The organism is Sphaerochaeta sp. UBA5849, assembly GCA_002432715.1.
Lineage (GTDB): Bacteria > Spirochaetota > Spirochaetia > Sphaerochaetales > Sphaerochaetaceae > Sphaerochaeta.
Window position 1 is genome coordinate 1 of sequence record DJGJ01000052.1, and the last position, 25,755, is coordinate 25,755.

Here is a 25,755-nt window from a genome sequence, read left to right on the forward strand (position 1 = left end):
GAGAACTTGATACTGTTGAGATTGATATATACATCTGAAATAATCACCACTCCATACAGCACCAGACCTATATCGATGCAGTACAGAAGAAGTGCCATGGCCAGTGGATCGATGAGTGTAAGCACTGTCCAGTATATGTTCAGCCAGAGAGGGACACTGGTGTTCAGCCTCTGATACGGGAACAACCCGTATGTGAACAAGTCCATTGCATGATTGTACGTCGCGCCAAGAAACGACAACAGGTAGATGATGAACAGGATTTTCACCATATAGGATCTTTTGGTTGAGAAAACATCCATGACAGAAACTCTTGCTGTGCTCATTTCACTCTCTACTTGTTTGACACTACAACCAAGCCTGTAACCGATTAGGATCGTATCCCGTGTGCAAAATCATCGATGCGTACAATGTAACAATGGATGCTTGTATGATATTCTATGCACATTGAAAGTCAAACAGCAAACCCAGTCGTTCAGCGAGGTTGATCATGAAGAAATGGTATGCAGAAGAGTATGAGTGGAACATTGAAGTAACAGGATTCCTTCGTGGTGACCACACCGAGCACTATTGTCGAAACGGTGAAGAAGTAGGAGACATCTACACCTGCACATATGGCTGTCCCGTCAACTCCCAAGACCAGGGCATTTGTTCAAAGGTGATGATGCTCATGTTTCCCATCATGGAAGCAGTACGAAGCGGAGGAGACTTACGGAACATCGGAGGATCGAGCACTTACTGCAAGGATATCGTCTGTCCTGATGGCTGTGTCATCTTCAGGATGACGGCAACTCCCCTTGGCAATGAGAATTTTCATACTGGGAATTTCCATAATCCAGTGTAAACAAGCATCACTTCTCTGCTACAGGAAATGTATTTGCATTCTTAGCTCTTTGCGTATAGGCTTATGGATGATTCTACACGACAGGGAGCATAGGCTATGAATACACGACCATTTGGACCGGACAGAAGACTCGTCTCTGAAGTTGGACTGGGAACCTGGCAAATCGGAGGCTCCTGGGGGACGGTTGACGAAAAAACCGCCATGGGAATCCTTGCTGCTGCAGCAGAAGAAGGCATCACGTTTTTCGATACCGCTGATGTATACGGCGATGGGAGAAGCGAGCAGTTCATCGGAAAGTTTCTCCGTATGCATGCAGACAACCTATTTGTTGCAACAAAACTCGGCAGAGGATCAAACCCCGGCTGGCCTGGGAACTTTACCAGGGAGAACATCATCAAGCATACCGAAGCGTCCCTGAAACGCTTGGGATTGGAACGACTGAATCTTACCCAGCTGCACTGCATTCCTCGTGAAGTCCTGGCAGAGGGCTCCGTCTTTGATACTCTGAGAGAGCTGAAGAAACAAGGCAAGATCGAGCATTTCGGCGCCAGCGTCGAAACTGTCGAGGAAGGCCTGCTTTGCCTTGAGCAGGAAGGAATTGCGTCCCTGCAGGTTATTTTCAACATCTTTCGGCAGAAACCCATCAGGGAACTCTTTGCAAAAGCCAAGGAAAAACAAGTATCCATCATTGCAAGGGTGCCGCTGGCCAGTGGCTTGCTTACCGGCAAGATGCAGAAAACTACCACCTTCGATGCAAGCGACCACCGCAACTTCAACCGTGACGGTGCTTCGTTCAATGTCGGCGAGACTTTTGCAGGGGTCCCCTTTGAGAAGGGAGTTGAACTGGCCGAAGAACTCTCCTTGCTGAAACCTGAAGGAATGACCCTGGCTCAGATGGCACTACGTTGGATCCTGGACTTCGATGCGGTAACCGTAGTAATTCCGGGAGCAAGCCGTCCCTCACAGGTAAGGGCAAATGCTTCGATTTCGAAGCTGCCTCCGCTCAGCAGTGATCTGCATGCAAAGATACAAGCCTTTTATGAAAGCAAGGTAGCCCAGCACATCCGAGGACCTTACTAACAGGAAAGTAGTCTCTACAGCACAAGCTATCGATGCATGACATGCCATCGATGGCTTGTGTCTTGTTTTAATGCAGTGGCGACTTCTTATGATGAACAGTGTCACTCAGGAATCACCCAGATGAATGATCGTACCCAGTATTGATGTTTGGAAATCTGAATAGGTTGCATCAAAACGCAGCTCCCGAATTTTATGTTTCTCCATCTGCCCGGTATGCTGAACAAGTTCCGGGTAGATGGGAATCACAGAATCCTTTTTCACGAATACCGGCAGCAAGGCAAGAGAATAGGCTACATCCTTCAACCATATACCACCTGAAACTACATCCCCACTCCAGAAATCAACCCATTCACCTGCAGGCAGATAGACATCCCTACGACCAGTACTGTTCATAACGGGTGCAATGAGAAACACATCCCCGCAGTAGAACTGGTCATCGATGGACCAACAGATTGGATCATCCTGATGGTGGAAGATAAGAGCCCGTAATACGGGATATCCGGTTTGCGTAGCTTTTCTCCCCTCCTGGGCAAGGTAGGGGATCAAAGCATAGCGGAGCCTCAGCCACTGCCGTGCAAGATCTGCAACTTCGGGGTATTCGTACGGTTCCCTTGCCGTGGTCCCGTGATACCTGAGATGGGAAGTAAAAACTCCCATTTGCGTCCATCGGATATAGAGATCATTGCTCGGCCGGCTGTTCATAAAGCTGGGAATGCCTTGGAAACCCGGAACATCGTGGCTCCAGAATGCGAACCCCGAGAGGCCCAGATGAAGTCCGCCTCTCAACGAGCCGGCCATACCATCCCAGGAACAGGCACAGTCGCCACTCCAATGCAAGGGATAGCGCTGACATCCGATCCAACCCGCCCTGGCCCAGATCATTGCATCAGGTCCTTTCACCTGCCTGCTGATCTCATAGGCTGCCTTCTGGTAGAGCAAGGCATACAAGTTGTGCAGTTTTCGGTACGGCATACCATAGTATGAAGCATGTTCCTCGATCACCTCGCCGAAGTCCGTCTTGATCACTGCAACGCCAAGTTCCAACAGGGGAGCAAGCAGACTCTGATACCAACGAACAGCTTCCGGATTCGTAAAGTCGATGTTCCCATCGAACTCCACTTCGCTGAAATTCGAACCCAATGAAACATGCTCACTTTTAGGAGCTACATACCGATGGTTCTGTGCGGTCGCGTAGTGCTTGGTGTCCTTTGCAATACAGGGAAGCTGCCACAGACTTATCTTTATCCCCTGCTCTTCCATCTCTTTCAGATAAGCCTCAGGCTGCGGGAATCGGGTGGTGCTGAATTCCCACTCACATTTCCAATCCTTTTCAAACCAGCCGGTATCGATATGAATAACATCGCAGGGGAATCCACCCTCGCGCATTCTTTTCACCACAGTTCGAGTTTCATCAGCTGAGAAGTAACTCATCCGGCTCATCCAAGTCCCATATGACCACACAGGCACATCGGAGGGAAACCCGGTAATTCTCCTGTAATTCCACACAACCTGCTCGATGGAATCTCCACCGATGAAGAACAGGTCCAAGCCATCGTCCTCCACCACAGCCTGTGCTGCACGAGTCGAAACATCCGCCAGCGAAAGGCGGACATGGGCTGAGGTCATGATCAACAACCCATACCCTTCACTGGAGATGTAAAACGGTACGTTCTTGTAGGAGCGGCGGCTGTTTACTCCGAGCCCATCGGTATTTTCCAGCACAAACGTTTTCCCTGCCAAATTCATTGCAGCAAAGCGCTCACCGGTACCGACGAACTTTTCATTCGGTTTGGCATGCAACGAATACACCCATCGATCGACAGCATCATCCCGTTCAACGAACCCCAGACTGAACGATTCCGACTGTGAAGGGAAAAAATCATCATAGGCCATGAAAGGAACGGCAGTCTTGCCGTCGGGAAACACCACTGCATCAAAAGTCTGCGGTGGTTCAGGTTGCAGCGTACTCCAGATTTCCGGCTTCTCTTCCTTGGTGTGTATCCGCATCCGGGTCTTGCCATGTTCGTCCAAAAAATCCCAGCCGCTCTCGGTCCCAACCGGACGAAGAGCTTCCTGCTTGAGTGAGGGATCCCATTCCAACATCGGGTTATGGGCATCCGAACTGATGGAATTCCCACCGCCTATTGTCAACCGAACGATGGATGAGCCATACAAACGCACAACCAGTTCGGCACTCTTTGATACCTCCGACTTGGCAGGATGGAGAAACAGATTCTTCATCTCTTGTTTGAGAAAAGGAATCTCAACTACTGCGGCAATGCCTTGTTCATGTACACAGACCGGCCTTCCGGCACGGTATATCGAATCTCTTCGGGCGTCAGGAGCATCCTGATCCAACATATCAAATAGAAAGCGATTTCTTTGTTTCATACTTTTTACTTATCCCTTGACTGAGCCGCTGTAGGCACCCATGGTAATCTGACGCTGGAAAAAAATAAATAATAACAGGGGGACGAGAGAAGCAGACAATATGGAAGCGGACAGTACCGTATCGTCAAGCCCGTATTGGCCCTGCAACATACCAAGGCCCTGGGTGATCGTCCTCAGATGCTCGGTCTGCAACAACAAGAGAGAGAAAGGGAGTTCGTTCCACATCGATTGTGTACCGATGATTATAATAATGACGATCATAGGTTTGGCAATGGGAACCATGATGTAGTAGAGCATCCGATACACACCGGTTCCATCGAGTCGTGCCGACTCGACAATCTCCATGGGAACCGTTGCATAATACGTTGTCATGATATAGGTGCCGAAGGGCCCGAAATATGCCACCCAGACAAGAATCAAGCCCAGATAGTTGTTAACCAGATGCAGCTTTCGACAGACCTGGAAAATCTGGATTGACAGCAACATCTGGGGAAAAATCATGAGAAACAAAACTGCAAGGAACAAAGGAAAGCGGAAACGAAAACGCAACCGGCCGAATGCAAAACCGGCAGTAATGCACACAAAGAGATACAACACCAAGGCGGAGGGAATCAGCAAACAGCTGTTGAGAAAATACCTGAGCATGTTGCCCTTCACCCACACATGGAAGTAATTGCTGAATGTGATGCTTTGCGGCATGAACAACTTGTTGTTGACATACTCAGCAGATGATTTGAGGCTGGTAATCAGTACAAAGAACAACGGGTAGAGGGCCATCAAGGCAAATACCATCAGTACCACATACATGATTGCTTTTACGGTTCTCTCATAGCTATTGGACATCTGAATTCTTCCTCATGAGAGCGACCTGAAACACTGCAATGATTGCGCAAACCACGAACAGAACGCTTGCCCAAGTACTTGCATATCCCATGTTGAATGCGACAAATCCTGCATTATAGATTCCATACTCCAAGGTGAACGTTGCGAACCCCGGGCCTCCGCGTGAGAAGGTATAGATAAAGGGGAAGGCTCTTGCAAGAATCTCAATGAACGACAAAACGATCCAGAACTCAATCGAAAACCGAATGGAGGGAATGGTGACATTCCAGAATGTCCGCCACCAAAGAGCCCCATCGATTTTTGCCGCATCGTACAGTGATTCATCGATGCTGCTCATTGCAGCGAGGAAAAAGATGCAGCCGAAACCCAACCGCAACCAGACTCCATAGACCAAGCCAAGCGTATTGAGAGCCAGGTCGGGCTTGCTCAACCAGTCAAGTGCGAAGGCCTCCAGACCCAGATGGATCAACACATTGTTTATCGGCCCAAGTTTGCGGAACATGATGCTGGATATCATTCCCATGATTACGTAGCCGAGGATGTTCGGCAAATAGATGATAGCCCTGAAGAGAGACCACCCTTTCAGCCCTTCGCGCAGCAGTGCTGAGATGAGAATCGGAAGGATGACACCCAAGGGGATGTAGAGAAGCAGAACCAGGGTGTTCTTGATGGAGATCCAGAATGTCTCATCCGCAAACATGGTGCGATAATTGTCCAGCCCGATGAAAGTCGCCTTACCCATGCCCTTCCATTTGAAAAAGCTCAGATAGATATTGGCAACCACTGGATAGAGTATGAACACAAGCAACAGGAGAAGCAATGGAGCTATGAGCAGATAGGGTTCCATCGACTCTCTCTTCACAATGGATGTAAGGTGTTTCAAGTGCAACCCCCATGCAAAAGTATGGGTTGTCCGATTGCATTTTGCAATTCCAGACAACCCATGGTACGACTGGTTATTTAGCTTTCTGGACGTTGTCCAGCATGCCTTGGGCAGATTCTATGAACTTGTCGATGCTGATCTCATTGGAGACGAAGGCCTGCGCGCAATATCGGTCGAAATTGCCATTGGCATCTTCGTTCAACAAGAGGGTGTTGAAGTCGAGGACAAACGGTTTTTCAAGAATCTTGCCTACAAGAGGATATCCCAAGCTCTTGATGTCGACATTCTTGTTGGGAGAAAGAGCCCCTGTCATGCCCATCCATATGGCATTGCCTTCACCACGTGCATACCCTTCGACCACCTTCATAGCAGCTTCAGGGTTCTTCGACCACTTCATGACGCTATACCCGATACCGGCCGGCTGGCCCACTTGTTGGTCCTTGTATTTAGCCTGGGGGAAATTGATGGTCGGGAAGTAACCGACTGCATCGATGCCCAACGCATCATTGAAGACCTTCCAATGGCAGACATCAGAGAGCATTCCAACAAACATCGCACCCTTGCCCGCAGCAAAATTGTTGGCGGCATCCATGAAATAGGGTGTCGAAGTGCCGGCAGGATCGATATAGCCCTTCTTGAACAGCTCCTGCACAATCTCTGCAGCCCGCTTGAAAGCAGCATTGCCCTTGAAATTCTGTTTGCCGGTCCCGAGGTACTGCACATCGTCACCATAGATGTTTGCCACGAAGCACCTGAAAAGGAAATCGATGGTATACGGAGCGCCCTGCAGTCCGGCGACCATGGGAACAATACCGGCTTTCTTGAGTTTCTCACAGGCAGCCATGAAAGCATCCAGATCAGAAGGGGCTTTCTCAGGATCCAGTCCGGCTTGTTTGAACAGGGCTTTGTTGTAATAGATACCGAAGCCTTGGGTTGTCAGGGGAACCATATGCACTGGTTTTGTTCCGTCCCCGCCCTCCGAACAATAAGCCCAGCTGAACTCGGAGATCTCATCTCTCCATGGCTTGATATACTGATCCATGGCAATGGTGTACTCATCAAATTCATAGGCTTGCACTCCGCCATGGAACATGACGATATCAGGTCCTTGTCCGGCTTGTACTGCTGCACGCACCAACTGATAATAGTTGTCGTTCGGCTGACCGACATGCTTGATGGTAAGACCGGGGTTATTCTGCATGATCAAATCATCAATTTTCTTCATCGCCGGTTGCACGCCTTGAACATCACCATATTTGAAATCCCAAATAGTGATTACCGTAGCTCCGTCGACCTTTGCAGCCCCCTGCTCCTTGGTTCCAGCCGACCAGAGCATTAGGGACGGTAGCAGAAAAAGAAGCACACATACGACCTTAACTCGAATTTTCATACGTTCCTCCTATTACAAATCAACCCTATGGTTGAATGCTTTCTTCCTGTAGAACGACTATCAAGGTTCAATCACCGTCATTTCAAACGGATAAGTACATGTTCATTGGATAAACGCTAAACACGTTTTTGCATATTTTTAATTTAACCGCTTAACTTACTATAGAGACCATTTCTCTTTCCTGTCAAGTAAAAAAGTATATCCATTACCACACAACCTGCATGGAGATTGAAAAAGGCACCTGGTCCGACTCAGCTGCTCTCCCTCTCTACAAGGTGCGTCTGAATGATCTCATGGGAGGGTTGGATCCGTCTCCTTTCTATGACATCGATCAACAAATCAGCAGCTTTGGAGCCGATCTCGTACGCTCCCATGTCGAGGCTGGTTATGGCTGGGGAATGGATCCTGGTAATCATTGTATTTCCTGCACTTACGACGGCAACCCGGGAAGGAACGTGGAGGTTGCTCTCCTTCAAGGCCCTGAGAACACCTACTGCAATTGTATCGTTGAAGGTAACTACAGCGGTGAAATCAGGGATTTCCTTGATGGTTCGCAGAAAAGCCCGATAACCTTGCTCCTCAAGCATAGGCACGTTGATGATCCAATCCTCACTGAAGTTCAAGCCGTTGTCATGGAAGGCCATGCTGTATCCGGTTCGACGCTTTTCACTCTGCGTATACTCAACGTTGCCGTTTACCAGAATGATCTTCCTATGACCCTTTTTAATCAAATAATTTACTATTGCATAATACCCTGCCGTAATATCAGCATCCACATAGAACGAATCATCCCGCTCATTGGGTGTTCCAATTACCACATAGGGAATATTTCTTTGCCGTATGTGATTGATATACACATCATTGATTCTCGGATTCATGATCAATGCACCATCTATGGGCTGGGTCAGGTTCAGGTCAGGATGGTTCTTCGTATTCTCGTTCAAATAATCAGCATACAGATGAATCTGGTATTTTCTGACATGCAGCACGTCAAGAACTCCGGCAAGGATATTGTTGAAAAAGTAATCCTCGCGGATGTTTTGCGTAGGAGAAGCATACAGCCCTACCGACCAAGTCTTCTTGCTCGCGAGATTTCTTGCCGTAATGCTGGGCCTGTAGTCAAGCTCCTCAACAGCTTTCAGAATCTTCTCGGTTACTTCCTGACTGATTTTTCTTTTACCTGAAAGCGCATATGAGACAGTTGCTGCAGAAACACCAACTTTTTGTGCAACCGTTTCAATCGTTACTTTTTTCATAGATTCCTTTCATTATTGTGTTAAACGCTTAAATGATTTTATGGTGATTACCCCCAATTCGTCAACCGGAAAAATCAACAAATCGTACCGGATAAATTGGTTTACCTTCACTTGAACAGTATACACCGATTCAGTCTGCTAAAGAAACTGTTGTTGCAATACTTGAACAATTCCGGTATATGTCAATAGCTTATAGGCAATGCTCCACATGACCAGAAAAATTGCACCGTTGAGGATTCTCCAGGTGATGGTTTTCTTAAACAGAGGTGCAAGAAGCGTCGAACCGTATGCCAAGGTAAAGAACCAGATACATGACATGGTCATCGCCCCGCCTCCGAAGAGCAGCCGACCGGCTCCTTCGTAGGTTGCACTGATTCCCCCCAAGAGAACTACGGTATCGAGGTAGACGTGTGGATTGAGCAGCGTAATCGCCAAGGTCGTCAGGATGACCTGCTTTCGGCTTACAATCCCTACTTCGGATTCCTGCAATCGCTGTCCAGCTTGGAATGCCGAGAACAGGCTCTTAAGACCGTAGAAGAAAAGAAACAACGCTCCCATCCCGGCAGCAATGCCCAGCAGCTTCGGTGATTGTTCGATCAGGCTGCCCATGCCGGCAACACCGGCAGAAATAAGCAGGGCATCGCAGAACGTGCAGATGAGAGCGACAACAAAGCGATGTTGTTTACGTATTCCTTGGGTAAGCACGAAGGCGTTTTGGGCACCGATTGCGATGATCAAGCCTGCACCGGTGGCCATACCGGTAAAGAAAGGTAGTTCCATGCCGGTCAGGGTAGTCAAAACCCTGAATTTTTGCAAAGCATTCTGAGAAAATAGTGGAAAGATTCAAAAAACTCATGAAGCAGAGGGTGCACTAAGAACACTGAACGCCTATACTGTACCCAAGGAGGGAAGCCATGCCTACTTTTCAGGATTTGATTCTCGGGCTCCAACACATCGGCATTCCGACCCATTCACTGGAAAAGACCATCGACTTCTACCAGAGTCTGGGTTTCTCGATCATCCATGCCCCTCTGCATGATCACAAGAGGGTTGCATTCCTCAAGTTGGGGGATGTAGTCATTGAAGCATACGAAAGCGACGAGACAGCCGCCCACACCGGTGCCATCGACCACTTCGCACTGAATGTGAGCGACATACAGGCAACCTATCGTGAGATACGGGCTCTAGGCTATCAGGAACTGGAGAACGGCATCCAGACGCTCCCCTTCTTCAGCCATGGAGTGAGCTACTTTACCATCCAAGGACCGAATGCAGAAAAGGTAGAGTTCGCTCAGTATTTATAAGCATCCACCGCTTTGGCAATCGGATGGCGAATGACTGTCTTTTGGTTCGACCCCTCCACCTTTCTTGGAGCGGAGAGATAGATTTCATGATGGAGCCGGGTATCGGAAAAATCCAGCTGGTAGTTCCGGGTGGCAAGAAATGCATGCATTCTCTCCACCGTTTGAGGTTCGTCGTAGGAGCCGAGGTGAAGAGCCTGTACTCACACCCCCTCCTGGTACCATAAGCCTTCCAACCAAGAGACGACATAGTCGAAGTATCCATCCATGTGATGGTCTCCCTTCCTGCTCATTTTCAGCGTATAGGCTACGACATAGAGCATTTCCACGCTTCTTTGATACTTGCCCCGTGCTTTGTGATGGCTGATAGAATGCTTTGTATTCTTTTTTAAAATCGAATGGCATACGCCCTCCCTGTGGACTGCGGATGCTCTGATGCACTCAAATACTACACCATAATTGAATCATGTCCTTTACTATTTTCAACCTCCGCTTGCATACTATCCTCGATGCCACACACGATAAGGATGATTGAGAAGATGGAAAAAGATATACTGACCTTGCTGGTCATCAAAATCGGCCAAAGTGCTTTCAGGGCAAAAGACTTGGCAAGCGGGAACATTGTTTCGGTAAAGAGTACAAAATCCTATGAAATCGCTGAATGCGACACTGTTACGCTTGAAGTAACCAAAGAGTGGCAGTTCAAGAAAACCACCTACATCAGCGGAGAAGTACTCAGTCATCATTTTGATATGCAGGCACTTGATATCCCAGGCCATGAGTATCATGCGGTAAGGTTGGTTTCAGCGACAGAGTGGTATGAGCCGTATGAATTGAAGGGATTCATTGGAGAGTGCCTGAGAGGCGGAAAGAGAATGTCCTACGCCATGGAGGACTATACCGGGTATGGTTTTTACCAACCCGATTGTGATCCCGTCATAGAAGCCAATGAGAGTGAAACACCAATCATGCAATATGACAAGCTTGCTAAACTCTGGGAAGACTATCCACTCTGCATCGATGCATTGGCTCATATGGCGTATGTGTATTTTCGAGGCCACCGTTTCCTCCGCAATGCCGAAAACTGCCTGAAAACAGCTATCCATATTGCTGAAAAGAATTTCCCTCCACACCTTGACGGCATCTTTCTCTGGTCCGAATTGAACAATCGTCCCTACTTGAGGTCTCTCCACGGTCTGTGTCTGGTAGAATGGAGGATGGGCAACTTTGCTGAAGCAGAACAAATTGCACGAAAAATGCTTCGTCTGAACCCTCCAGACAACCAAGGTGCACGCTTTCTTATCGAGCAAATCATGAAAGGTGAACCTTGGACTGAAGACTGAACTGTACCTATGCCATCCTCATTTCTGCAACAGCATGTCCCCATCCTTGATTCAACCCTTCTTGCGCATGAAGGTGCTGATAAGCAGGGTGACGACGGCAGGAAGGATGAAGTGCATCAAGAGTATGACCGGCAGGGATTGAGGACCCATGACAGCAACAGCATTGAACTGACCGACCAGACCGCTTGTGCCCATGCCGGCTCCTGCGCTGTTGTTTTCCATCTTGAATACCATGGTACTTACCGGACCGAGTATGGCCGCCGTCAAGGTCGGCGGTATCCAAATCAAAGGGTTGTTCCAGATATTGGGAATCTGAAGCATGCTGGTTCCCAGTCCTTGACTGATAAGTCCGCCCAGTTTGTTTTCTCGATAGGAGCTCACGGCAAATCCAATCATCTGACAGCTGCAACCAACGACTGCAGCCCCTGCTGCGAGTCCATCGATGCCGAGGCTGATACAGATGGCCGCACTGCTGATGGGAAGCGTCAGCACCATTCCCACCACCGTAGACACAAGGATTCCCATGGGAAGTGGATACAGGGTGGTCAACAGGTTGATGAAAGAACCCAAAGATGTCATCAGGGCTGCTATCGGAGGGGCTATGAAATGACCGACCAAGCCGCCCCCCACTATGGTTGCAAGGGGGACAACTATAATGTCCACGCCGGTCTTTCCGACAACTTTCTTGGAAATCTCGGCACCGGCCAAAGCAGCCAGCATTGCACCAAAGGGTTCACCCAGGACTACTTTCACCAGAGAGGCCCCCTCTCCCAGCACAAAGGTTCCCGCTCCTACAGCTCCTGCTACAGCACTGCAAAGCACGCCCAACATGGGGGCTTTCACAGCCAGGGCTACGCCCACACCAATGGCCGGCCCGGTCAGGTATTGGGCGACAAGCCCGATCTGCTCCAAAAGCTGCCAACCACTGTAATGTCCGATTTGCTTGATGATAAGACCGATGATCAAGGAGGCAAACAAGCCTTGAGCCATTCCGCTCAACACCTGGGTGATGTACACACCCACCCCCCTGCCATGGTGAGAAGTCTTGCCTTCCGCCATAGAGAGCTCCCATAGAATTGGATTTGGTGGATGACTTGTCAGCTGCAACAACCGTAGCGTTGCACCAGGCCTCCGTTGGTCCCGACTATACCAAGTGAGGGAAATTTAGTAAAGGTCACTCTCCTGCATTCCTTTCCATCCTTCGGTTGCAAGGCACTTGACACTGTCTTCATCTTATTTCATACTATTTCTATAGACTTTATAGTATTTCAAATAAGGGGAAATATATGAGTGTAGTTCTTTGGCTGGGAGTATTCGCACTCTTTCTGGTATCGTTGATTGTGATGGCAAAGCGTTTTACTATTCCGTTCTCGGTACGTGTTTTCGTTTCATTGATTCTCGGGACCCTGTTTGGCCTGTCTCTCTTCTTCTTTGCCGAAACTTCGGTATCGCAGGAAGTCCGACGATGGACAGCACTTGTCGGCAACGGATACGTCGACTTCTTGCGCATGCTGATCATCCCCTTGGTCCCGACAAGCATCATTGCAGGCCTTTTGAGACTGAGCAATACCGCCGAACTTAAAAAACTGGGAGTGAGAACGATTGGACTCTTTCTCTTTACTGCCACAATTGCGGGCATTATCGGGCTGGTGGTAGGTTCCCTGTTTTCGGTGGGAAGCGGCATGGTCGTGGGAGAACTCGCAAAGAGGGAGGCGAACACCATCGGCAATCTCTTCGCCCAGTTCAGGGCTTTCATCCCTTCCAATCCTGTTCGCTCGGCTTCTGAAATGCAGATGATTCCCCTGGTAGTATTCTCGGTGCTTCTTGGTGTCGCAGCCATCACTGTTAAAACGAAACAACCAGAGAAAATCAAACCAATTGAGACACTGCTGGAGAGTTTTTTAGCCATAGTGATGCAGTTGACATCGATGGTCCTCAGCCTGACGCCCTATGGCGTACTTGGTCTTACTTCCTACTGGCTCTCAAGTACCGGCCTGTCTGCATTATTGCAGCTTGGACTCTTTGTCATTGCCATGATAGCCGCATGCTTGCTTCATATGGCATTGGTGTATGGAGGCCTCGTCGCCACGACGGCAAAGATCAACCCCGTAAGGTTTTTCCGGGCTGCAAGCCCAGCCCTTCTCTTGGCCTTTTCCAGCCGCTCCAGCTTGGGTGCCCTGACGATGACCATCAGCACCATGAAAGGCCGCCTCAAAGTCAGCGACCGGGTTGCAAACTTTGTCGGTCCATTGGGAGCTGTCATGAATATGGACGCCTGCGGAGGAATCTTTCCTGCGATGGTTGCAGTCTTTGCAGCAAACGCATTCGGTATCGACCTCACCCTCTCACAGTATGCATTGATCGTAGTAGTATCGATCTTCGCCAGTCTTGGAAGTGCGGCAGTACCCATGGGAGCTACAGCGTTTACCATCATCACCCTCACTACAGTAGGACTACCGATGGAAGCGGTTGGTTTGGTAGCAGGTGTAGACTTTTTGGTTGATATGTTCCGGACCATGACCAATGTAGCCGGCGATTTGACTACCTCGGTGGTTGTGGCCAATTCCCTCGGAGAGTTCGATAAAAACGCTTTTGAAGCACAGGATTTGAAAACAGAGCTGGCATTTGCATAATACAAGATACGCTTGGGACGGAGATCAGGATTCTCCATTCCAAGCGTATAGCTTCATGTCGATTCTCCCGTTATGCAAGAACACAATACCTTCGCTTTCCAGCATGGCTCGCTGCAGTTCTGCAAAGTTTGGATTCGGCAACGATCCATCGGATTTGACCATTCTATGCCAGGGAAGTTCCTCTGGACAGCCGGCCATGGCCCACCCTACAGTTCTTGCCCGCCTAAGGTCGCCCAGCATGCCAGCAATCTGGCCGTAGGTACCGACTTTACCTGCGGGGATACGGGAGACCAGTTCATACACCTGGGCGAAAAACGTTGCTATACAAACCTCTTGTGTCATTGTACACCGATTTCAGACCAACAATGCAAACAGGATTGAAGGCACCCCAGGCCCACATTACTTTTTCTTTCTCCTATACCCTCAACAAACCTCGACACCCCCGTGATGCATAATAGGAGTCAACTCCGTTGTGGTAGATGAACACCCGGCCATATCGGCTATCACCGAAAAGGGCTCCTCCAAGGTCTCTCATCGCCTCGGGGGTTCGAATCCAACTCGAAGATTTCACATCAAAAACCCCGACAGCCTGGAGGCTTCGATACTGCTGCTCATCCAGCAGTTCTATTCCCATAGTTTCAGCCAGGCCGCACGCACTGCCGCTCGGGGGGTTCTTTTTTCGTTTCTCAAGGGCAATTTCGTCATAGCAGAGACTTCTGCGACCAAGAGGACTCTCGACAGAGCAATCGACGAACACGTATGCGTCTGTAACTTTATCGTAACCGATTACATCAGGCTCTCCGCCGGTGCGCTCCATCTCTGAAAGAGCGTACAGCTTCTGTGGCTGGGTCATCAGACGCTGTTCGACAGCAGTCCAGGAAAGTCCCTCATGACGGTTCATATACTGAAGAAACCTCGCCTTGAGCAGGGCAAGGAGTGTTGTCTGTTGCTCATTTGACAATGTGGCATGGGTTGTATTCATACACTGCCTCCTCGCTTTTACGGCTTCCATGGTACTTATATCCTAGTTTTTTACTCAAGATACTCACCAAGTACTGAAGCGTGTTCGTAATCGTATTGAGGTTCCCCAGATCCCCCGCTTTCTTGGAAAGTTTGCATGTGAGGACGTATTCATCCCGGCAGCCAGCTGACACCAAGCAATGGTTCAAGTCCCCTGCTTTGCCGTAAGCGTTCCTATTTTCTGGAAATGTATCCACCACTGATGATCTTGGAGTCGTTGACTACGACAACGGCCCCTGGCAACATGGTGTTTACGAGGTTTACCGCCTCTGCAATACGCTTGCGTTTGAGATGCAGCATCAAAATGTCACGGTTGCCGTTGCGGCCCGTACCCTTTACGACTGTCACCGCAAAGTTGTCCTTGCGAAGGGTGTCTGCCAGCTCAACACTCGACGGCCCTTCAGGCACGATGACTTGGATCGAACTGAGGCCGAAGGCAAGCTTGTCCTCGAACCACGAGCCCATGTAATTGCCGACGGCAAAAGCAAGAGCAAAAACAATCATCCTCATGGGGTCTTCCTGGAACCCATCCAGAACAGTCCCAGTTATCAAGAGCCATAAGCCGCTATCGAAAAAAGCAACTATGGTTCCCTTGACCCGTTCTCCCCGGTTGATGAGAACCATGCGGATCGTAGACACCGTTACTTCCAATATTTTCCCAAAAAAGATGATGACATAAATCCAAATGCCCAAGTCGTCCAAGAACTCCATACCTACTCCTTCAGCGTAGCTACTCTATGCAAGTATAGATGAAGTCTGAATGAATTGGTAGTAAGTTTGAAGGAGGAAGGATATATCAATGCACTGCACACGTTGCACTCTTGCATACCCAAAGGCTGGAAATTGCTGACAGGCTGTATCCTGTTTCAAATAACGCAAACACGTCATAGTACTATCTGCCGTGCATCAGTTTGGTACATCAAGGAAAAGGTGAAATGAAGCCAACCCGGTTTTACCTTCTTCTTCAAATTATGGCTGCTGTCCTGTCTTACGAAGTGCACGGGGCCCAGCAACGGGAGACTTCAGAGCCTCAACCACCGTTCCATCGTTGAGATCGAGCCTTTGCACCAGGTGGTCCAGGGCTTTCTCAGCCTCGAGGTATCCAAAGCGGATCATGGCCTACACAAGATTGCCTGCAAGGCATGGAATAACTTCCGACTTCCTTCCCCTCCAATTTTTGGGGTTGTACCCGCCATCTTCCAACTCCTCGGAGTTCTGAAGCAGGTGTAGAATCGACGGTTGGTCTGCTGACAGCAAGATTGTACCATCAGCTCGGACAAGTTCGGTACAAAACCGGCCTGCTATATTGTAGGCTTGGCTTGCAACACCCGATTGTCTTGATTCGGTCAGGGTATCATAGCGCACCGAAGGATAGTTCTCTTCCAACAACCACGCGAGAAGCTCTTCAGAAGCATAGGAGTGCCACTTGTTCATGTAAGACATTGAAGGCCGATGAGGTGCTTGGCGTTTTCGAGCCCCTCATCAGCAGCAGCCTTGGAATGTAATAGGTAGCTCTGACTTTCAAAGAGAACAACCCTGCCTCCATCTCAAAGGCAACCCACTCATCTGCTAAAGACTTGGAGCCTTGTCTTCGCCAAACACCAGCTGCCTCCTCAAGATACTGTTCATGCAACCATAGTGTTCTAATACATGTCGTAATCGAGCTTCAGTACGATGTTCTGCGGATAATCACCGAAGTGCTCGCCGAAGAGGCTTACACCGCCGATGAAGCGGGCATCTTCCTTGATTCCGATTTTTACACTGATGAAGCACTGATCCTTGATTTGCAAGGCATCTATCTTCAAGTCGGAAATGTGCTCGTTGTTGAGAAACGTACCATGGGAGTTGACCTTCCAATCGGTGAGCAGTCCATACTGGTTCAGCGATTCAGGCCACCAGGAAGGGTTGAACTTTCCTTTTCGACCACCCAAATCTCCGGGGCTTGTCCACGTCCCCACCTCAACATCGTTGACCCATAGGGTGATATCGCTCGGCCAATCATTTCGATAGAAAGGTGCTTCCGAGCAGGCCTCGAATGAGAGGTCGAACTGCTTGGGAATCCCTCCGTTCACGATGGTGTTGGGAAACCTGTACTCAACAAAACCCTTGTAGAACCAGAGCAGCTGGGCGTTGGTACGGTCGGGATAATAAAAACTGCAGGGCTGGTCGAAAATGCCGATGGTGCTCTTTTCGCTGACCAGACCGCAGGTTGGATGGATTTCACAGTTGACGAAATTTCCGATCGGCATACTCAGCATCACCGAGTTTTCTTTGTTTTCATGTATCGGATTGAGCAGAAGCCTGAACACCACTCTGTCGCATACCCGGCTGCTCACCTTCATGCTGCCGCGGATCCCCGGTTGTGATTCGGTGAAGAGAAGCCCGGCATTCTCAAGAATGCGGACATTCAGTGCGGCGGTTGAAGTAGGAAGACCCAACTGCTCGGCAATCTCATTCACACTGAGACTGCGCTCATTGAGCAGCTCAAGGATGTTGATTCTCGCCTCATTGGCAATAGCCTTCGACACGACCAGCATCTTCTGCTTGTCGGAATAATCAAGAAAAATCTCTTTCAACATCCTACTCTACCTTCTCCTACAGTCGTTTCCTTCATCCTAACACAATGGCAGATTGAGAACAAACACTTCTGCTACCTATGAAACCTCAGGAGGTTCCACGTCAGGGGGGCAATCTGCAGGTTTTCAGTATCAGCATGCAACACCTGCTTCGGCATCACCTCTTCAGGATTCATCGCATCGTTGACAGCGTACAGATTCTCATGTTCCAACACAATATGCTCGACCAGCATATACGAATTGCCAAGACCAGGCAGATCCAGTTCAAGGGACAACATCTCGTGCTCGTGACGGTTCACTACGAACAGGTCAATTTCCCCTGTCTCAGGATGATGCACTACAAGCGCATCGGCATAGGGGATGGTTCCATACTGCCTGTTTTCGTACGATGCAACGTCAACCCGGCTTTCCAATACCTCCCCCCTGCCATATTTGGATGCATAGTAGAACGGCCAATAAATGGTCTGCCTCCAAGCCTTTCCTCCGGTTTCGGTCATGATGGGGGCGATGGTGTTGACCAACTGTGCGATGCAGGCGATTTTGACACGATCGCAGTGCCTGAGCAGACTGTTCAAAAGGCAACCCACCACCAAGGCATCCTCAAAGGTATAGACATCCTCGAGCAGGGAGGGTCCGACAATCCATGGAGTCTGCTGCTTGTCCTTTTCGTGGGAGTGGAACCAAACATTCCACTCATCGAAGCAGAGGTACATCGTTTTCTTGGAGCGCTTTTTTGCCTTGACGTAGTCGCACACATGGACAACGGTATCGATGAAAGCATCCATGCTCGCCGAGCAGGCCAGGAAGGTGGCAATGTCCTTCTCCTCATTGCGGAAATACATGTGGAGCGACAAGTAATCGACCACCTCATAGGTATGGTCGAGCACGGTCTCCTCCCACTCGGGGAAGGTGGGCATAGAGGAATTGGAACTGCCGCAGGCAACCAGTTCAAGTGACGGGTCGAACAGCTTGATCGCCTTGCCCACTTCACAGGCCAGACGTCCATATTCCTCGGCACTCTTATGGCCGACCTGCCAAGGTCCGTCCATCTCGTTCCCCAAGCCCCAGAGCTTGATATCATAGGGTTTTTCCGATCCATGGCTCTTTCTGAGATCGCTCAGATAGGAACCACCTGGATGATTGCAATACTCGACCAGGTCCTTCGCTTCAGCAAGGCCGCGTGTTCCCAGGTTGATCACCATCATCGGCTCGGTCCCCACTTTCTTGGACCAGTGCATGAACTCCTGCAGGCCGAACTGATTCGGATCGAGGGCCTTCCATGCCAAATCAAGCCGGGTCGGGCGGTTTTCCTTGGGACCTATCGAGTCTTCCCAATTGAAATTGGAAACATAGTTTCCTCCGGGAAACCGAACCACCGGAACATCGAGCTCGCGGACAAGGTCCATGACATCGCTACGAAAACCTTCCTCGTCTGCTGCACCGTGATCGGGTTCGTAAACACCCCCATAGACCGCTCGACCAAGTTGTTCAACGAACGAACCAAACAGCCTGGGATCGACCGTCCCTCGGACAAATTGCTTGCTGGCATGTATCGTACACTTCACGTTGCTGCTCCTCTCTGATTTGTTTGCTTAGCCTTTGACTCCGCCTGATGTCAATCCGGCGATGAAGTATCGTTGGAAGAAAATGAAAACCACAATAATCGGCAGGGTGGCTCCAAGAGAACCCATGATCAACAGGTCGTAGTTGTTGCCGTACGGAGTGAGCAAGGTATTCAGTCCGATGGGGAGGGTGAACTTATTGCCGCTTCGGAGCACGATCAAGGGCCATAAGAAGTTGTTCCAGCTCTGCATGGACATGAAAATCGCCATCGCAGAGAAAGCAGGGGGCATGATCGGAACTATGATCCTGAAGAAAATGGCATATTCACTGAGCCCGTCCACACGGCCGGCATCGATCAGATCATGGGGAAGGCCTTCGATGTATTGCTTGAAGAAGAAAATCGCAAAGGGCGAAACCACCATCGGCAGGAAGACACCGAGGAATCGATCCATCAGGTTGACGGAAATCATCAGTTTATAGAGAGGCAGAATCAGGATCTGCATGGGAACAAGCATGAGGAAAATGACCATGGTGGTAACGACTTTCCTCCCCTTGAATCGATAGACAGAGAGACCATAGGCAACAAACGAACTGAAAAAGAGTGCCAGCACTGTTTGGATGAGCATGATCACCAGGCTGTTTCCATACCAGGTGAAGTAGATGCCGTCGCGGATGGTGAACAATCCCTTGAAGTTCTCCAAATTCAAGTCGGTAGGGATGAGCGTCTTTAGCGTGATGCCATAGCGAAGCAGGTCGCGACCCGGGCGAAAAGAGGCCAAGGCCAATGAATAGAGGGGAAGCAGATAGAGAAGGCACAGTGCGATTAAAAGCACATGCTTTGCAATGGACTTGGCCTTGATATGCGGCTTTCCGTTCATTATCGCCTCCCTTCCTCGTCAAAGAAGCCAAAGAATTTCAACAGCGATACGCTGAGGGTGAAAACGATGATCAGCAGCACTATCCCGATGGCACTGGCCATACCCATCTCTCCCTCCTGAAAGCCTTTATTGTAGAGGTGGCCGACGATGGTCAAGCCTACATTGTTCGGTGACGGCTTGCCCGCCCAGAGGATGAAACTCTCCTCAAACATGGCAAACCCGCCGAAAATACTGATTGTGGTCACAAAAATGGTGGTTCTCTTCAACAGCGGGATGGTAATGCGCCAGAGCTTTTGCAGGCCCGAAGCCCCGTCGATATCCGCCGCCTCATAGAGTTCATCCGGGATGTTCTGCAATCCGGAGAGGAAGTAGATGATGTTCACCCCCACCCAACGCCATAGGGCCAGGATGAGCAGCAGCACCATGGCTTGAGTGGGACCACCGAGCAGCCACTGTCGCGGCTCTGCTCCGAACAGTGCAGCAATTACGTTGACGATGCTTCTCGGACTGGAGGCAAGCAGCAGGCGCATGATGGTTCCTGCGACTACGATGGAGACCAGGCTGGGAACATAGAGTATGGATCGATACAGCGAATTGTACGTACGGTTGCCTGTGTTGAGCAACACCGATAGCAACAAGGGAATCGGAATCAACAAGGCAATCGTATACACCGTATAGCGGAAGCTGTTGTGCAAGGCAACTTTGAATTCAGGATTGTTCAGCTTCCCGTAATTGCTCCAGCCGATGAAATCCACCTGTCCGGGATACACCTGCTGGAAACTCATCACAAAGGTACTGATAATGGGATAGAGATAAAACATGAAAAAGGATAGGACAAACGGCAGTATGAATACATACGGCGCTATCTTCATTGAATTTACTGGTGATCTGTTCGACATCCATCCCTCCTCTGTACAGGATACGCCGGAAAAGTTCCCGGCGCATCCAAAACCAATGGTCAGCGGGTAAGATCGGCAGCTTCTTTCAAAGCCTGGGCAGGAGTCTTGATCTGCTGTTGCAGAACTTGAATCATGACCGTTGACTTCAATCTGTCAATTACGGCAGGAAGCTTTTCCTTGATATTGACACCCTGGATCTCATCCTTGATAGCGAGCAGCATGCCGAAGATGTCATCATTGAGATAATATTCGGTGAACTTATTGGGCTGTTTCATGATCGGGTCATCCCACACATCCCAACGGGGAGGATCGAAACCGAGGTCGGTCCAGATCAAGAGATTTCCTTCCCTGGAGCCCTTTGCGAACATCAAGAAGTCCTTGGCGAGCTTCTGGTCTCGTGCCTGCAGGGTGACCGAAGTACCGGTTCCACCCATGCCTGCAGAGCGGGAGCCGCCAACGGTCCAGCTGGGCATCGGCAGAATCAGGATTTTCCCCTTCAGGTCGGGCATATAGTCGGTGAAGCGGTTCATGTACCACATGGGCATCCAGACGGAGGCGGCACCGCCATCATTCATAAAGCCATAGTACTCTTCAGCATGATGGAACCCGCCAGGGGCTGCAATTGCGGCACCACTGTTCATCAGGTCCTTGAGATACTGCAATGTCTTGACGTTCGTGGCATTATCCAGAATGACATTGCCGTCCTTGTCCAGGAAGTCCGAACCCTGCTGGGCGACCAGCGGCCAGAAGGACCAGTGTTCGGTTACCTCCAGAGTGGTCATGGGTTTGCCTGTCTTTGCCTTTACCTGCTTGGCTGCAACCATGTAGTCATCCCATGTCTTGATCTTGTAGGGATCCACACCTGCAGCCTTCAGGATCTCCATGTTGTAATAGATTACTGAAGCACCAACATGGAACGGAAGGCCATAGTTCTTGCCGTCCTTGCTGTAGATGTCCAGTCTTGCAGTAACGAACTTGTCCCGGACGGGATCGATCACATCGTTGAGCGGAGCCAATTGGATGTTCCCCTTCAGGAAGTTCGGATACTTGGCGATCTCGATATCAACAATATCAGGAGCACCGGTCCCGGCCTGCAGGGAAACGAGCAATTTTGTGTGCATGTCCTCATACGGCAGCACTTCGCCCACGAATTTGATCTGGCGGTCCGGGTTCTGCTCATTCCAAAGTTTTGCCATCTTCTCATAGAACGCAAGATGCAGGTCCTGGAACGTCCAGAAACTCACTTCGGTTACTCCGGCATCTGTAGGTTTTGCGCTTTCTGCCGACCCGGCACCGAAAACCAGTCCAACCATACCGACTATAAGCATGGTTACCAGAATGATTCTCTTCATACTACTCTCCTTTTTTTAGAACAATTATTTTGTTCTTTTCTAGATTTCTAACCTCTTAACAACAATATTTTTGTTCCTTTTAGTGTAGTATAAATCGGTTTCATCAGTTGTCAATACATTATATTATGAGTTTTTATATTTTATTACAAAGAAATAGAAAGAGTATTGTAAAAGATTTGCATATCCTTCGTGTAATCTTATTATTACAATTTTTTTGTTTCAGTACACAACAATGCCATACATGTACCCTGTTCCACCTCCTCCTTGCGGAGGAGCATGTCAAGAATCCTCAAGCAACAACGATGCCCAACAAACTTTTTCAACCGGCTTGCCGTCGCTGATTCTACTGATTCCGTTGAACCATGCTTCAGTACATTGGGTGATGAACGATTCATCATGGATGGGAAAGCCGGAAGCACTGCCGATCATGCAGTCGATGCCGCACATCGGGCACTGAAGCGTCTTGTCCAGAGGAGGACGCTCCTCGATCCAAGAAAGTTTCTGCTCAATCCGGGGATTGAACGTATGGCCACAGTAGAAACAGGTACAGCTGTCGCTCTCCATAATCTGCTTCTCATTTGCGAACGTTGCTTGGTGGGCCTTCTTGATCAATTCATCGCTGTAGATCATGTGCTTACCTTCCATCCTGCATCAATCAATGCATCAAGGGTCTCATACTCCCCTTCCAATACATCAGTTTCGTAGTTGTAGACTCGATACCGGTAGGAAAGGGCATCCTTGAGAGTAATGTACGCGAAGCGGCCATCCAGATGGTCGAGATAACAACCTTTGTTCGGCTGCATCAGAGAAAAACTGAATGCGACAACATCCACTTTGCTGATGATGTCCCGTGTCAAATCCTGCTGGTCTTTTCTCCATGATTTCATGAGGATATCTCCTATCAAATAGATAATACCCCTAATGATGTGCCAAATGATGTCACAGTTGTTTTTAATTGCAAGAGTTGGTAATCGGGTAGGAGGATGAGCCTTAGTGGATCACCCGTCGTCCCACAGAACTGCACTGTTCGGGATGCGGCTCCTCGTCAGTTTACGCACTCTCTGGCATATAGGTCAGAGAACCATCGCCATCCCTTTTCATAGAGCTTTCTGTTGTTCAGCGTCGTATTAAGGATCCATGAATTTGCAATCCTCCAATATCCTTGTCTACAGTTTCCCATTGCAAAGCCTGATTACGTTCAACACCAAGCCTCTTGAGCTCCCTAAACCGAGTCCTCACCCGTATCCGCCTTCTCAGCCATCGGTCGAGTTTCTTCTGCTTGCCTTTACATTTTGCAAGCTTGAAGTAAGCAATCCAACCTCTGATTAGCTGATTGAGCTTTTCCTGTCGGTATTTTACGGACCAGCCATTGCTTGGCTGTGTTATCTCCTTGTTTCAGCCGTGAGATTCGCTCCTGTCTTCTTGTGAATACAGAGTTCCCATCACTTGTTCTTCGAATCAGAGAAGAATCCATACTCAAGGAATCTGATGCCCTCGATTCTACAGATACAGGCCTTTTCAGGGTTCACTATCAGCTTGAGCACATTCTCAAGATAGCTGGCAGTGCTTTTGAGAGTCCTTTCGAGCAAATCCGTTCGTTTTGCGTCGGTCGTGTTGTTTTCAGACATCCCACACACTCTCGGCTCCCCCTGCCTCATCTACACCCCGGTTCCGTATAGCATTTGGACTTCGATTTGTGATGCAATCTCATCCACCGGGGAATGCCTTATGGGATTTCTGTTCGTCAGGCCAGAAGTTTGACGCCGGCTTTCTTCAGATTCGTCCTCACGGAGGACACCCTTGTCCTTGGCTATGTACTTGGCGCTATCACCCGTACTAGGGACTCCCCCCTTTTCTAGAATGCAAATTTAGGCAATACTACAGTATAGCAACCTTAAGGAGGCACCACATGCATACACCCCATACCCTGATCGCCTGCATTGTAAACAAAGGCATGGCAGAAACCGTTATGGATGCGGCGAGAAAGGCGGGAGCCTCAGGGGGGACCATCCTTTTGGCACGAGGAACCGGCAAGGAAGAGGATGTGAAGTTTTTCGGCTACTCCCTTGTTCCCGAAAAGGAAATGCTGCTTGTCCTTGTGGGTGCAGGCCTGACCGGCAAGGTACTTGAAGCCATCAAGGCGGTACCATCGTTGGTCGAGCCGGGGGCAGGCATAGCATTCTGTGTCGATGTCGAACGCTTTATGACGTTTGGTGAGCCTGAGTCACTGTAGTACGCTCCTGTGGCAGTCGTAAGAGCAGTCCAAGCAACAAACAGATCAACGAAACAGATAGAATCCCCAAACCAACCCCGAACAGGTTACTGAACCAGCCAAGCAGCAAGGCTATTGCCGCTGCGAACAACGACTCCGCCTGCGACTCCACCGACAGACCCGAGGCAAGCGATGTCTGATCCATCCGCTCGCTTACATAGGCGATTCCCATCGGCTTTCGCAGATTCTCCAGAATGTAGATGCCAAGGTAGAGCACTACAGAAAGGACGACATAGGAGAGGTGAAGCAGCAGGCCGCTGACCAACCCAAGGGTGACTCCGATAAGCAGCGTGAGGTTCAACGGTGTCGCCAAGCCGTTGAAATGCGATGCGAATGTCCCTGATTTGCTGGAAGCAAAGGCGGTGGCTGCATAGAGAATAGAATATACAATCCCAATCACCAAGGCGGTGCGTTTCTGATCCTCCCAAGCCAGAAAAATCGGTAGGCTCAAGGCCAACGTCTCCAACAGCGGTTGCAGGTAATCCTTGAACGCCTTGTAGTAGCCGGTGTATAAAGCCTGGCTTGAGATGGTGCGGACCATTGCCAGACTCTTCATGCTGGCAATAAGGGAGCGCATCACCGAGACAAACTCCTCGGTTATGCGCCTGTCACTGGTATGCCGCTTTCCATCGAGGTTCTTGGGATAGGAGAGAATGAGGAAGACGTTGAGCACATAGGGAATTATCGTAAACAGAAAAATCGGAGCATAGGAGCCTTGATAGAGGACCAAGAGAGCGGCAATCAGGGCGGAAACGGCGGCGCCCCGCTGAGACCAGGCACGGGTATGTCCGTAATAATAGGTTTTTTGGTCCTCCCACCCATTGAGCCGGAGGTAATCGAAAATCATCGCCTTATGCGTGCCGGTACGAAAGGCGTCACCAAATGCATAGGCAGCCATTGCAAGCAAGAGGATTTCAAAGCTGTCGGCGAAATAAAAGGTTATGAAGGCGAGAATGTAAGCGAGGAAGGAGAACACCATCGTCAGCCTTCTGCCTACGCTGTCTGCAAAAATTCCCGAAGGAACTTCCGTGAGATTAATCAGCACCTCGCGTGTCGCATAGAGGGTCCCTATTTCTAGATAGCTCAATCCCTTGTCCAAGAAGACAAGCAACATGAACGGCTCATAAAACCGCAGGTCCTTGAGAAACCCGTAAGCACAGAATTTCGCGTACTGCAGGTTCTTGGTGAATGTTTGCTTCGGCATGATTACAACCTAGCATGGGTTGTACCATTG

The 25,755-nt window shown here is 49.5% G+C and carries 32 protein-coding genes; 7 read left to right on the forward strand and 25 right to left on the reverse strand.

What is annotated here, in order from left to right; genetic code table 11:
• On the reverse strand, nt 1-323 hold a 323-nt coding region (locus B3K89_RS09010), incomplete at its 3' end, for a hypothetical protein (protein ID WP_345907297.1).
• 164 nt (nt 324-487) lie between these two features.
• Between B3K89_RS09010 and B3K89_RS09015 the strand changes: the two genes are divergently transcribed.
• Entirely contained in the window at nt 488-841 is a 354-nt protein-coding gene (locus tag B3K89_RS09015) for a TIGR04076 family protein (RefSeq protein ID WP_293908782.1), read from the forward strand.
• A 96-nt stretch (nt 842-937) separates the two neighbouring features.
• The gene (locus B3K89_RS09020) at nt 938-1,921 is read left to right on the forward strand and encodes an aldo/keto reductase (protein ID WP_345907298.1); all 984 of its coding nucleotides are present in this window, start codon (nt 938-940) and stop codon (nt 1,919-1,921) included.
• A gap of 105 nt (nt 1,922-2,026) precedes the next feature.
• Here B3K89_RS09020 and B3K89_RS09025 read toward each other — a convergent pair whose 3' ends face one another.
• The 6 genes from B3K89_RS09025 to B3K89_RS09050 form a co-directional block, all read right to left on the reverse strand.
• Nucleotides 2,027-4,312 carry an alpha-xylosidase gene (locus B3K89_RS09025; protein ID WP_293894173.1) on the reverse strand — a complete coding sequence of 762 codons (2,286 nt, stop codon included), beginning with the start codon at nt 4,310-4,312 and terminating at the stop codon, nt 2,027-2,029.
• Nucleotides 4,313-4,321: 9 nt separating this feature from the next.
• Entirely contained in the window at nt 4,322-5,155 is an 834-nt protein-coding gene (locus B3K89_RS09030; RefSeq protein WP_293894175.1) for a carbohydrate ABC transporter permease, read from the reverse strand.
• Nucleotides 5,145-6,038 carry a carbohydrate ABC transporter permease gene (locus tag B3K89_RS09035; protein WP_293894178.1) on the reverse strand — a complete coding sequence of 298 codons (894 nt, stop codon included), beginning with the start codon at nt 6,036-6,038 and terminating at the stop codon, nt 5,145-5,147. Before B3K89_RS09035 ends, B3K89_RS09030 begins: the two co-directional genes overlap by 11 nt.
• 73 nt (nt 6,039-6,111) lie before the next feature.
• Nucleotides 6,112-7,428 (reverse strand): ABC transporter substrate-binding protein, encoded by a 1,317-nt coding sequence (locus tag B3K89_RS09040; protein WP_293894181.1) that lies wholly within the window; start codon nt 7,426-7,428, stop codon nt 6,112-6,114.
• A 251-nt stretch (nt 7,429-7,679) separates the two neighbouring features.
• Complete coding sequence (locus B3K89_RS09045; RefSeq protein WP_293894184.1) at nt 7,680-8,684, reverse strand: LacI family DNA-binding transcriptional regulator; 1,005 nt, start codon at nt 8,682-8,684, stop codon at nt 7,680-7,682.
• Between the two features lie 138 nt (nt 8,685-8,822).
• Nucleotides 8,823-9,464, reverse strand: a complete 642-nt coding sequence (locus B3K89_RS09050) for a LysE/ArgO family amino acid transporter (protein ID WP_293894187.1) — start codon at nt 9,462-9,464, stop codon at nt 8,823-8,825.
• 134 nt (nt 9,465-9,598) lie between these two features.
• Between B3K89_RS09050 and B3K89_RS09055 the strand changes: the two genes are divergently transcribed.
• Nucleotides 9,599-9,988: a VOC family protein gene (locus B3K89_RS09055; RefSeq protein ID WP_293894190.1), complete on the forward strand. Its 390-nt coding sequence runs from the start codon at nt 9,599-9,601 to the stop codon at nt 9,986-9,988.
• Here B3K89_RS09055 and B3K89_RS09060 read toward each other — a convergent pair.
• Entirely contained in the window at nt 9,976-10,137 is a 162-nt protein-coding gene (locus B3K89_RS09060; protein WP_293894193.1) for a hypothetical protein, read from the reverse strand. The genes B3K89_RS09055 and B3K89_RS09060 overlap by 13 nt on opposite strands.
• 51 nt (nt 10,138-10,188) lie before the next feature.
• Nucleotides 10,189-10,314 (reverse strand): hypothetical protein, encoded by a 126-nt coding sequence (locus tag B3K89_RS09065; protein ID WP_293894196.1) that lies wholly within the window; start codon nt 10,312-10,314, stop codon nt 10,189-10,191.
• A 210-nt stretch (nt 10,315-10,524) separates the two neighbouring features.
• On the opposite strand from B3K89_RS09065, the gene B3K89_RS09070 reads away from it, so the two are divergent.
• The gene (locus B3K89_RS09070) at nt 10,525-11,328 is read left to right on the forward strand and encodes a tetratricopeptide repeat protein (protein WP_293895720.1); all 804 of its coding nucleotides are present in this window, start codon (nt 10,525-10,527) and stop codon (nt 11,326-11,328) included.
• Nucleotides 11,329-11,379: 51 nt separating this feature from the next.
• Here the strand turns inward: B3K89_RS09070 and B3K89_RS09075 are convergent, their stop codons facing one another.
• Nucleotides 11,380-12,387 carry a PTS transporter subunit IIC gene (locus tag B3K89_RS09075; protein ID WP_293895723.1) on the reverse strand — a complete coding sequence of 336 codons (1,008 nt, stop codon included), beginning with the start codon at nt 12,385-12,387 and terminating at the stop codon, nt 11,380-11,382.
• A gap of 227 nt (nt 12,388-12,614) precedes the next feature.
• Here B3K89_RS09075 and B3K89_RS09080 point away from each other — a divergent pair, with 227 nt between their 5' ends.
• A complete protein-coding gene (locus B3K89_RS09080; RefSeq protein ID WP_345907299.1) occupies nt 12,615-13,961 on the forward strand; it encodes a dicarboxylate/amino acid:cation symporter in 1,347 nt (448 codons plus the stop codon).
• 24 nt (nt 13,962-13,985) lie between these two features.
• Here B3K89_RS09080 and B3K89_RS09085 read toward each other — a convergent pair whose 3' ends face one another.
• The 9 genes from B3K89_RS09085 to B3K89_RS09125 all read right to left on the reverse strand — a co-directional run bounded on the left by B3K89_RS09085 (nt 13,986) and on the right by B3K89_RS09125 (nt 20,819).
• Nucleotides 13,986-14,303 (reverse strand): MGMT family protein, encoded by a 318-nt coding sequence (locus tag B3K89_RS09085; RefSeq protein ID WP_293895728.1) that lies wholly within the window; start codon nt 14,301-14,303, stop codon nt 13,986-13,988.
• 73 nt (nt 14,304-14,376) lie between these two features.
• The gene (locus B3K89_RS09090) at nt 14,377-14,943 is read right to left on the reverse strand and encodes a DUF4256 domain-containing protein (protein ID WP_293895730.1); all 567 of its coding nucleotides are present in this window, start codon (nt 14,941-14,943) and stop codon (nt 14,377-14,379) included.
• A 212-nt stretch (nt 14,944-15,155) separates the two neighbouring features.
• Entirely contained in the window at nt 15,156-15,692 is a 537-nt protein-coding gene (locus B3K89_RS09095) for a DUF2179 domain-containing protein (RefSeq protein WP_293895732.1), read from the reverse strand.
• A gap of 258 nt (nt 15,693-15,950) precedes the next feature.
• The gene (locus B3K89_RS09100) at nt 15,951-16,097 is read right to left on the reverse strand and encodes a hypothetical protein (protein WP_345907300.1); all 147 of its coding nucleotides are present in this window, start codon (nt 16,095-16,097) and stop codon (nt 15,951-15,953) included.
• Nucleotides 16,098-16,100: 3 nt separating this feature from the next.
• The gene (locus B3K89_RS09105; protein WP_345907301.1) at nt 16,101-16,415 is read right to left on the reverse strand and encodes a hypothetical protein; all 315 of its coding nucleotides are present in this window, start codon (nt 16,413-16,415) and stop codon (nt 16,101-16,103) included.
• A 209-nt stretch (nt 16,416-16,624) separates the two neighbouring features.
• A complete protein-coding gene (locus tag B3K89_RS09110; RefSeq protein WP_293909215.1) occupies nt 16,625-17,560 on the reverse strand; it encodes an ArsR/SmtB family transcription factor in 936 nt (311 codons plus the stop codon).
• A gap of 71 nt (nt 17,561-17,631) precedes the next feature.
• A complete protein-coding gene (locus B3K89_RS09115) occupies nt 17,632-19,122 on the reverse strand; it encodes an alpha-N-arabinofuranosidase (protein ID WP_298506773.1) in 1,491 nt (496 codons plus the stop codon).
• 27 nt (nt 19,123-19,149) lie between these two features.
• Nucleotides 19,150-19,998 carry a carbohydrate ABC transporter permease gene (locus B3K89_RS09120; protein WP_293909219.1) on the reverse strand — a complete coding sequence of 283 codons (849 nt, stop codon included), beginning with the start codon at nt 19,996-19,998 and terminating at the stop codon, nt 19,150-19,152.
• Nucleotides 19,998-20,819 carry a carbohydrate ABC transporter permease gene (locus B3K89_RS09125; protein ID WP_298506768.1) on the reverse strand — a complete coding sequence of 274 codons (822 nt, stop codon included), beginning with the start codon at nt 20,817-20,819 and terminating at the stop codon, nt 19,998-20,000. Before B3K89_RS09125 ends, B3K89_RS09120 begins: the two co-directional genes overlap by 1 nt.
• Here B3K89_RS09125 and B3K89_RS09130 point away from each other — a divergent pair.
• Entirely contained in the window at nt 20,818-20,967 is a 150-nt protein-coding gene (locus B3K89_RS09130; RefSeq protein WP_298506765.1) for a hypothetical protein, read from the forward strand. The two genes, B3K89_RS09125 and B3K89_RS09130, sit on opposite strands and share 2 nt — an antisense overlap.
• Here B3K89_RS09130 and B3K89_RS09135 read toward each other — a convergent pair.
• From B3K89_RS09135 to B3K89_RS09150, 5 genes are all read right to left on the reverse strand, one after another.
• On the reverse strand, nt 20,957-22,249 hold the full coding sequence (locus B3K89_RS09135) for a sugar ABC transporter substrate-binding protein (protein ID WP_345907302.1): 1,293 nt from the start codon (nt 22,247-22,249) through the stop codon (nt 20,957-20,959). The two genes, B3K89_RS09130 and B3K89_RS09135, sit on opposite strands and share 11 nt — an antisense overlap.
• 279 nt (nt 22,250-22,528) lie before the next feature.
• Entirely contained in the window at nt 22,529-22,879 is a 351-nt protein-coding gene (locus tag B3K89_RS09140; RefSeq protein WP_298506759.1) for a hypothetical protein, read from the reverse strand.
• Nucleotides 22,876-23,136, reverse strand: a complete 261-nt coding sequence (locus B3K89_RS09145) for a hypothetical protein (protein WP_293909403.1) — start codon at nt 23,134-23,136, stop codon at nt 22,876-22,878. The genes B3K89_RS09140 and B3K89_RS09145 overlap by 4 nt, the downstream gene beginning before the upstream one ends.
• Before the next feature lie 229 nt (nt 23,137-23,365).
• Nucleotides 23,366-23,635 carry a group II intron maturase-specific domain-containing protein gene (locus tag B3K89_RS13780; RefSeq protein WP_414712348.1) on the reverse strand — a complete coding sequence of 90 codons (270 nt, stop codon included), beginning with the start codon at nt 23,633-23,635 and terminating at the stop codon, nt 23,366-23,368.
• A gap of 56 nt (nt 23,636-23,691) precedes the next feature.
• Nucleotides 23,692-23,877 (reverse strand): hypothetical protein, encoded by a 186-nt coding sequence (locus tag B3K89_RS09150; RefSeq protein ID WP_293909406.1) that lies wholly within the window; start codon nt 23,875-23,877, stop codon nt 23,692-23,694.
• A gap of 281 nt (nt 23,878-24,158) precedes the next feature.
• On the opposite strand from B3K89_RS09150, the gene B3K89_RS09155 reads away from it, so the two are divergent.
• On the forward strand, nt 24,159-24,482 hold the full coding sequence (locus tag B3K89_RS09155) for a P-II family nitrogen regulator (protein ID WP_293909409.1): 324 nt from the start codon (nt 24,159-24,161) through the stop codon (nt 24,480-24,482).
• Here B3K89_RS09155 and B3K89_RS09160 read toward each other — a convergent pair.
• The gene (locus B3K89_RS09160) at nt 24,451-25,725 is read right to left on the reverse strand and encodes an MFS transporter (protein WP_293909412.1); all 1,275 of its coding nucleotides are present in this window, start codon (nt 25,723-25,725) and stop codon (nt 24,451-24,453) included. The genes B3K89_RS09155 and B3K89_RS09160 overlap by 32 nt on opposite strands.
• Nucleotides 25,726-25,755: the final 30 nt, after the last annotated feature.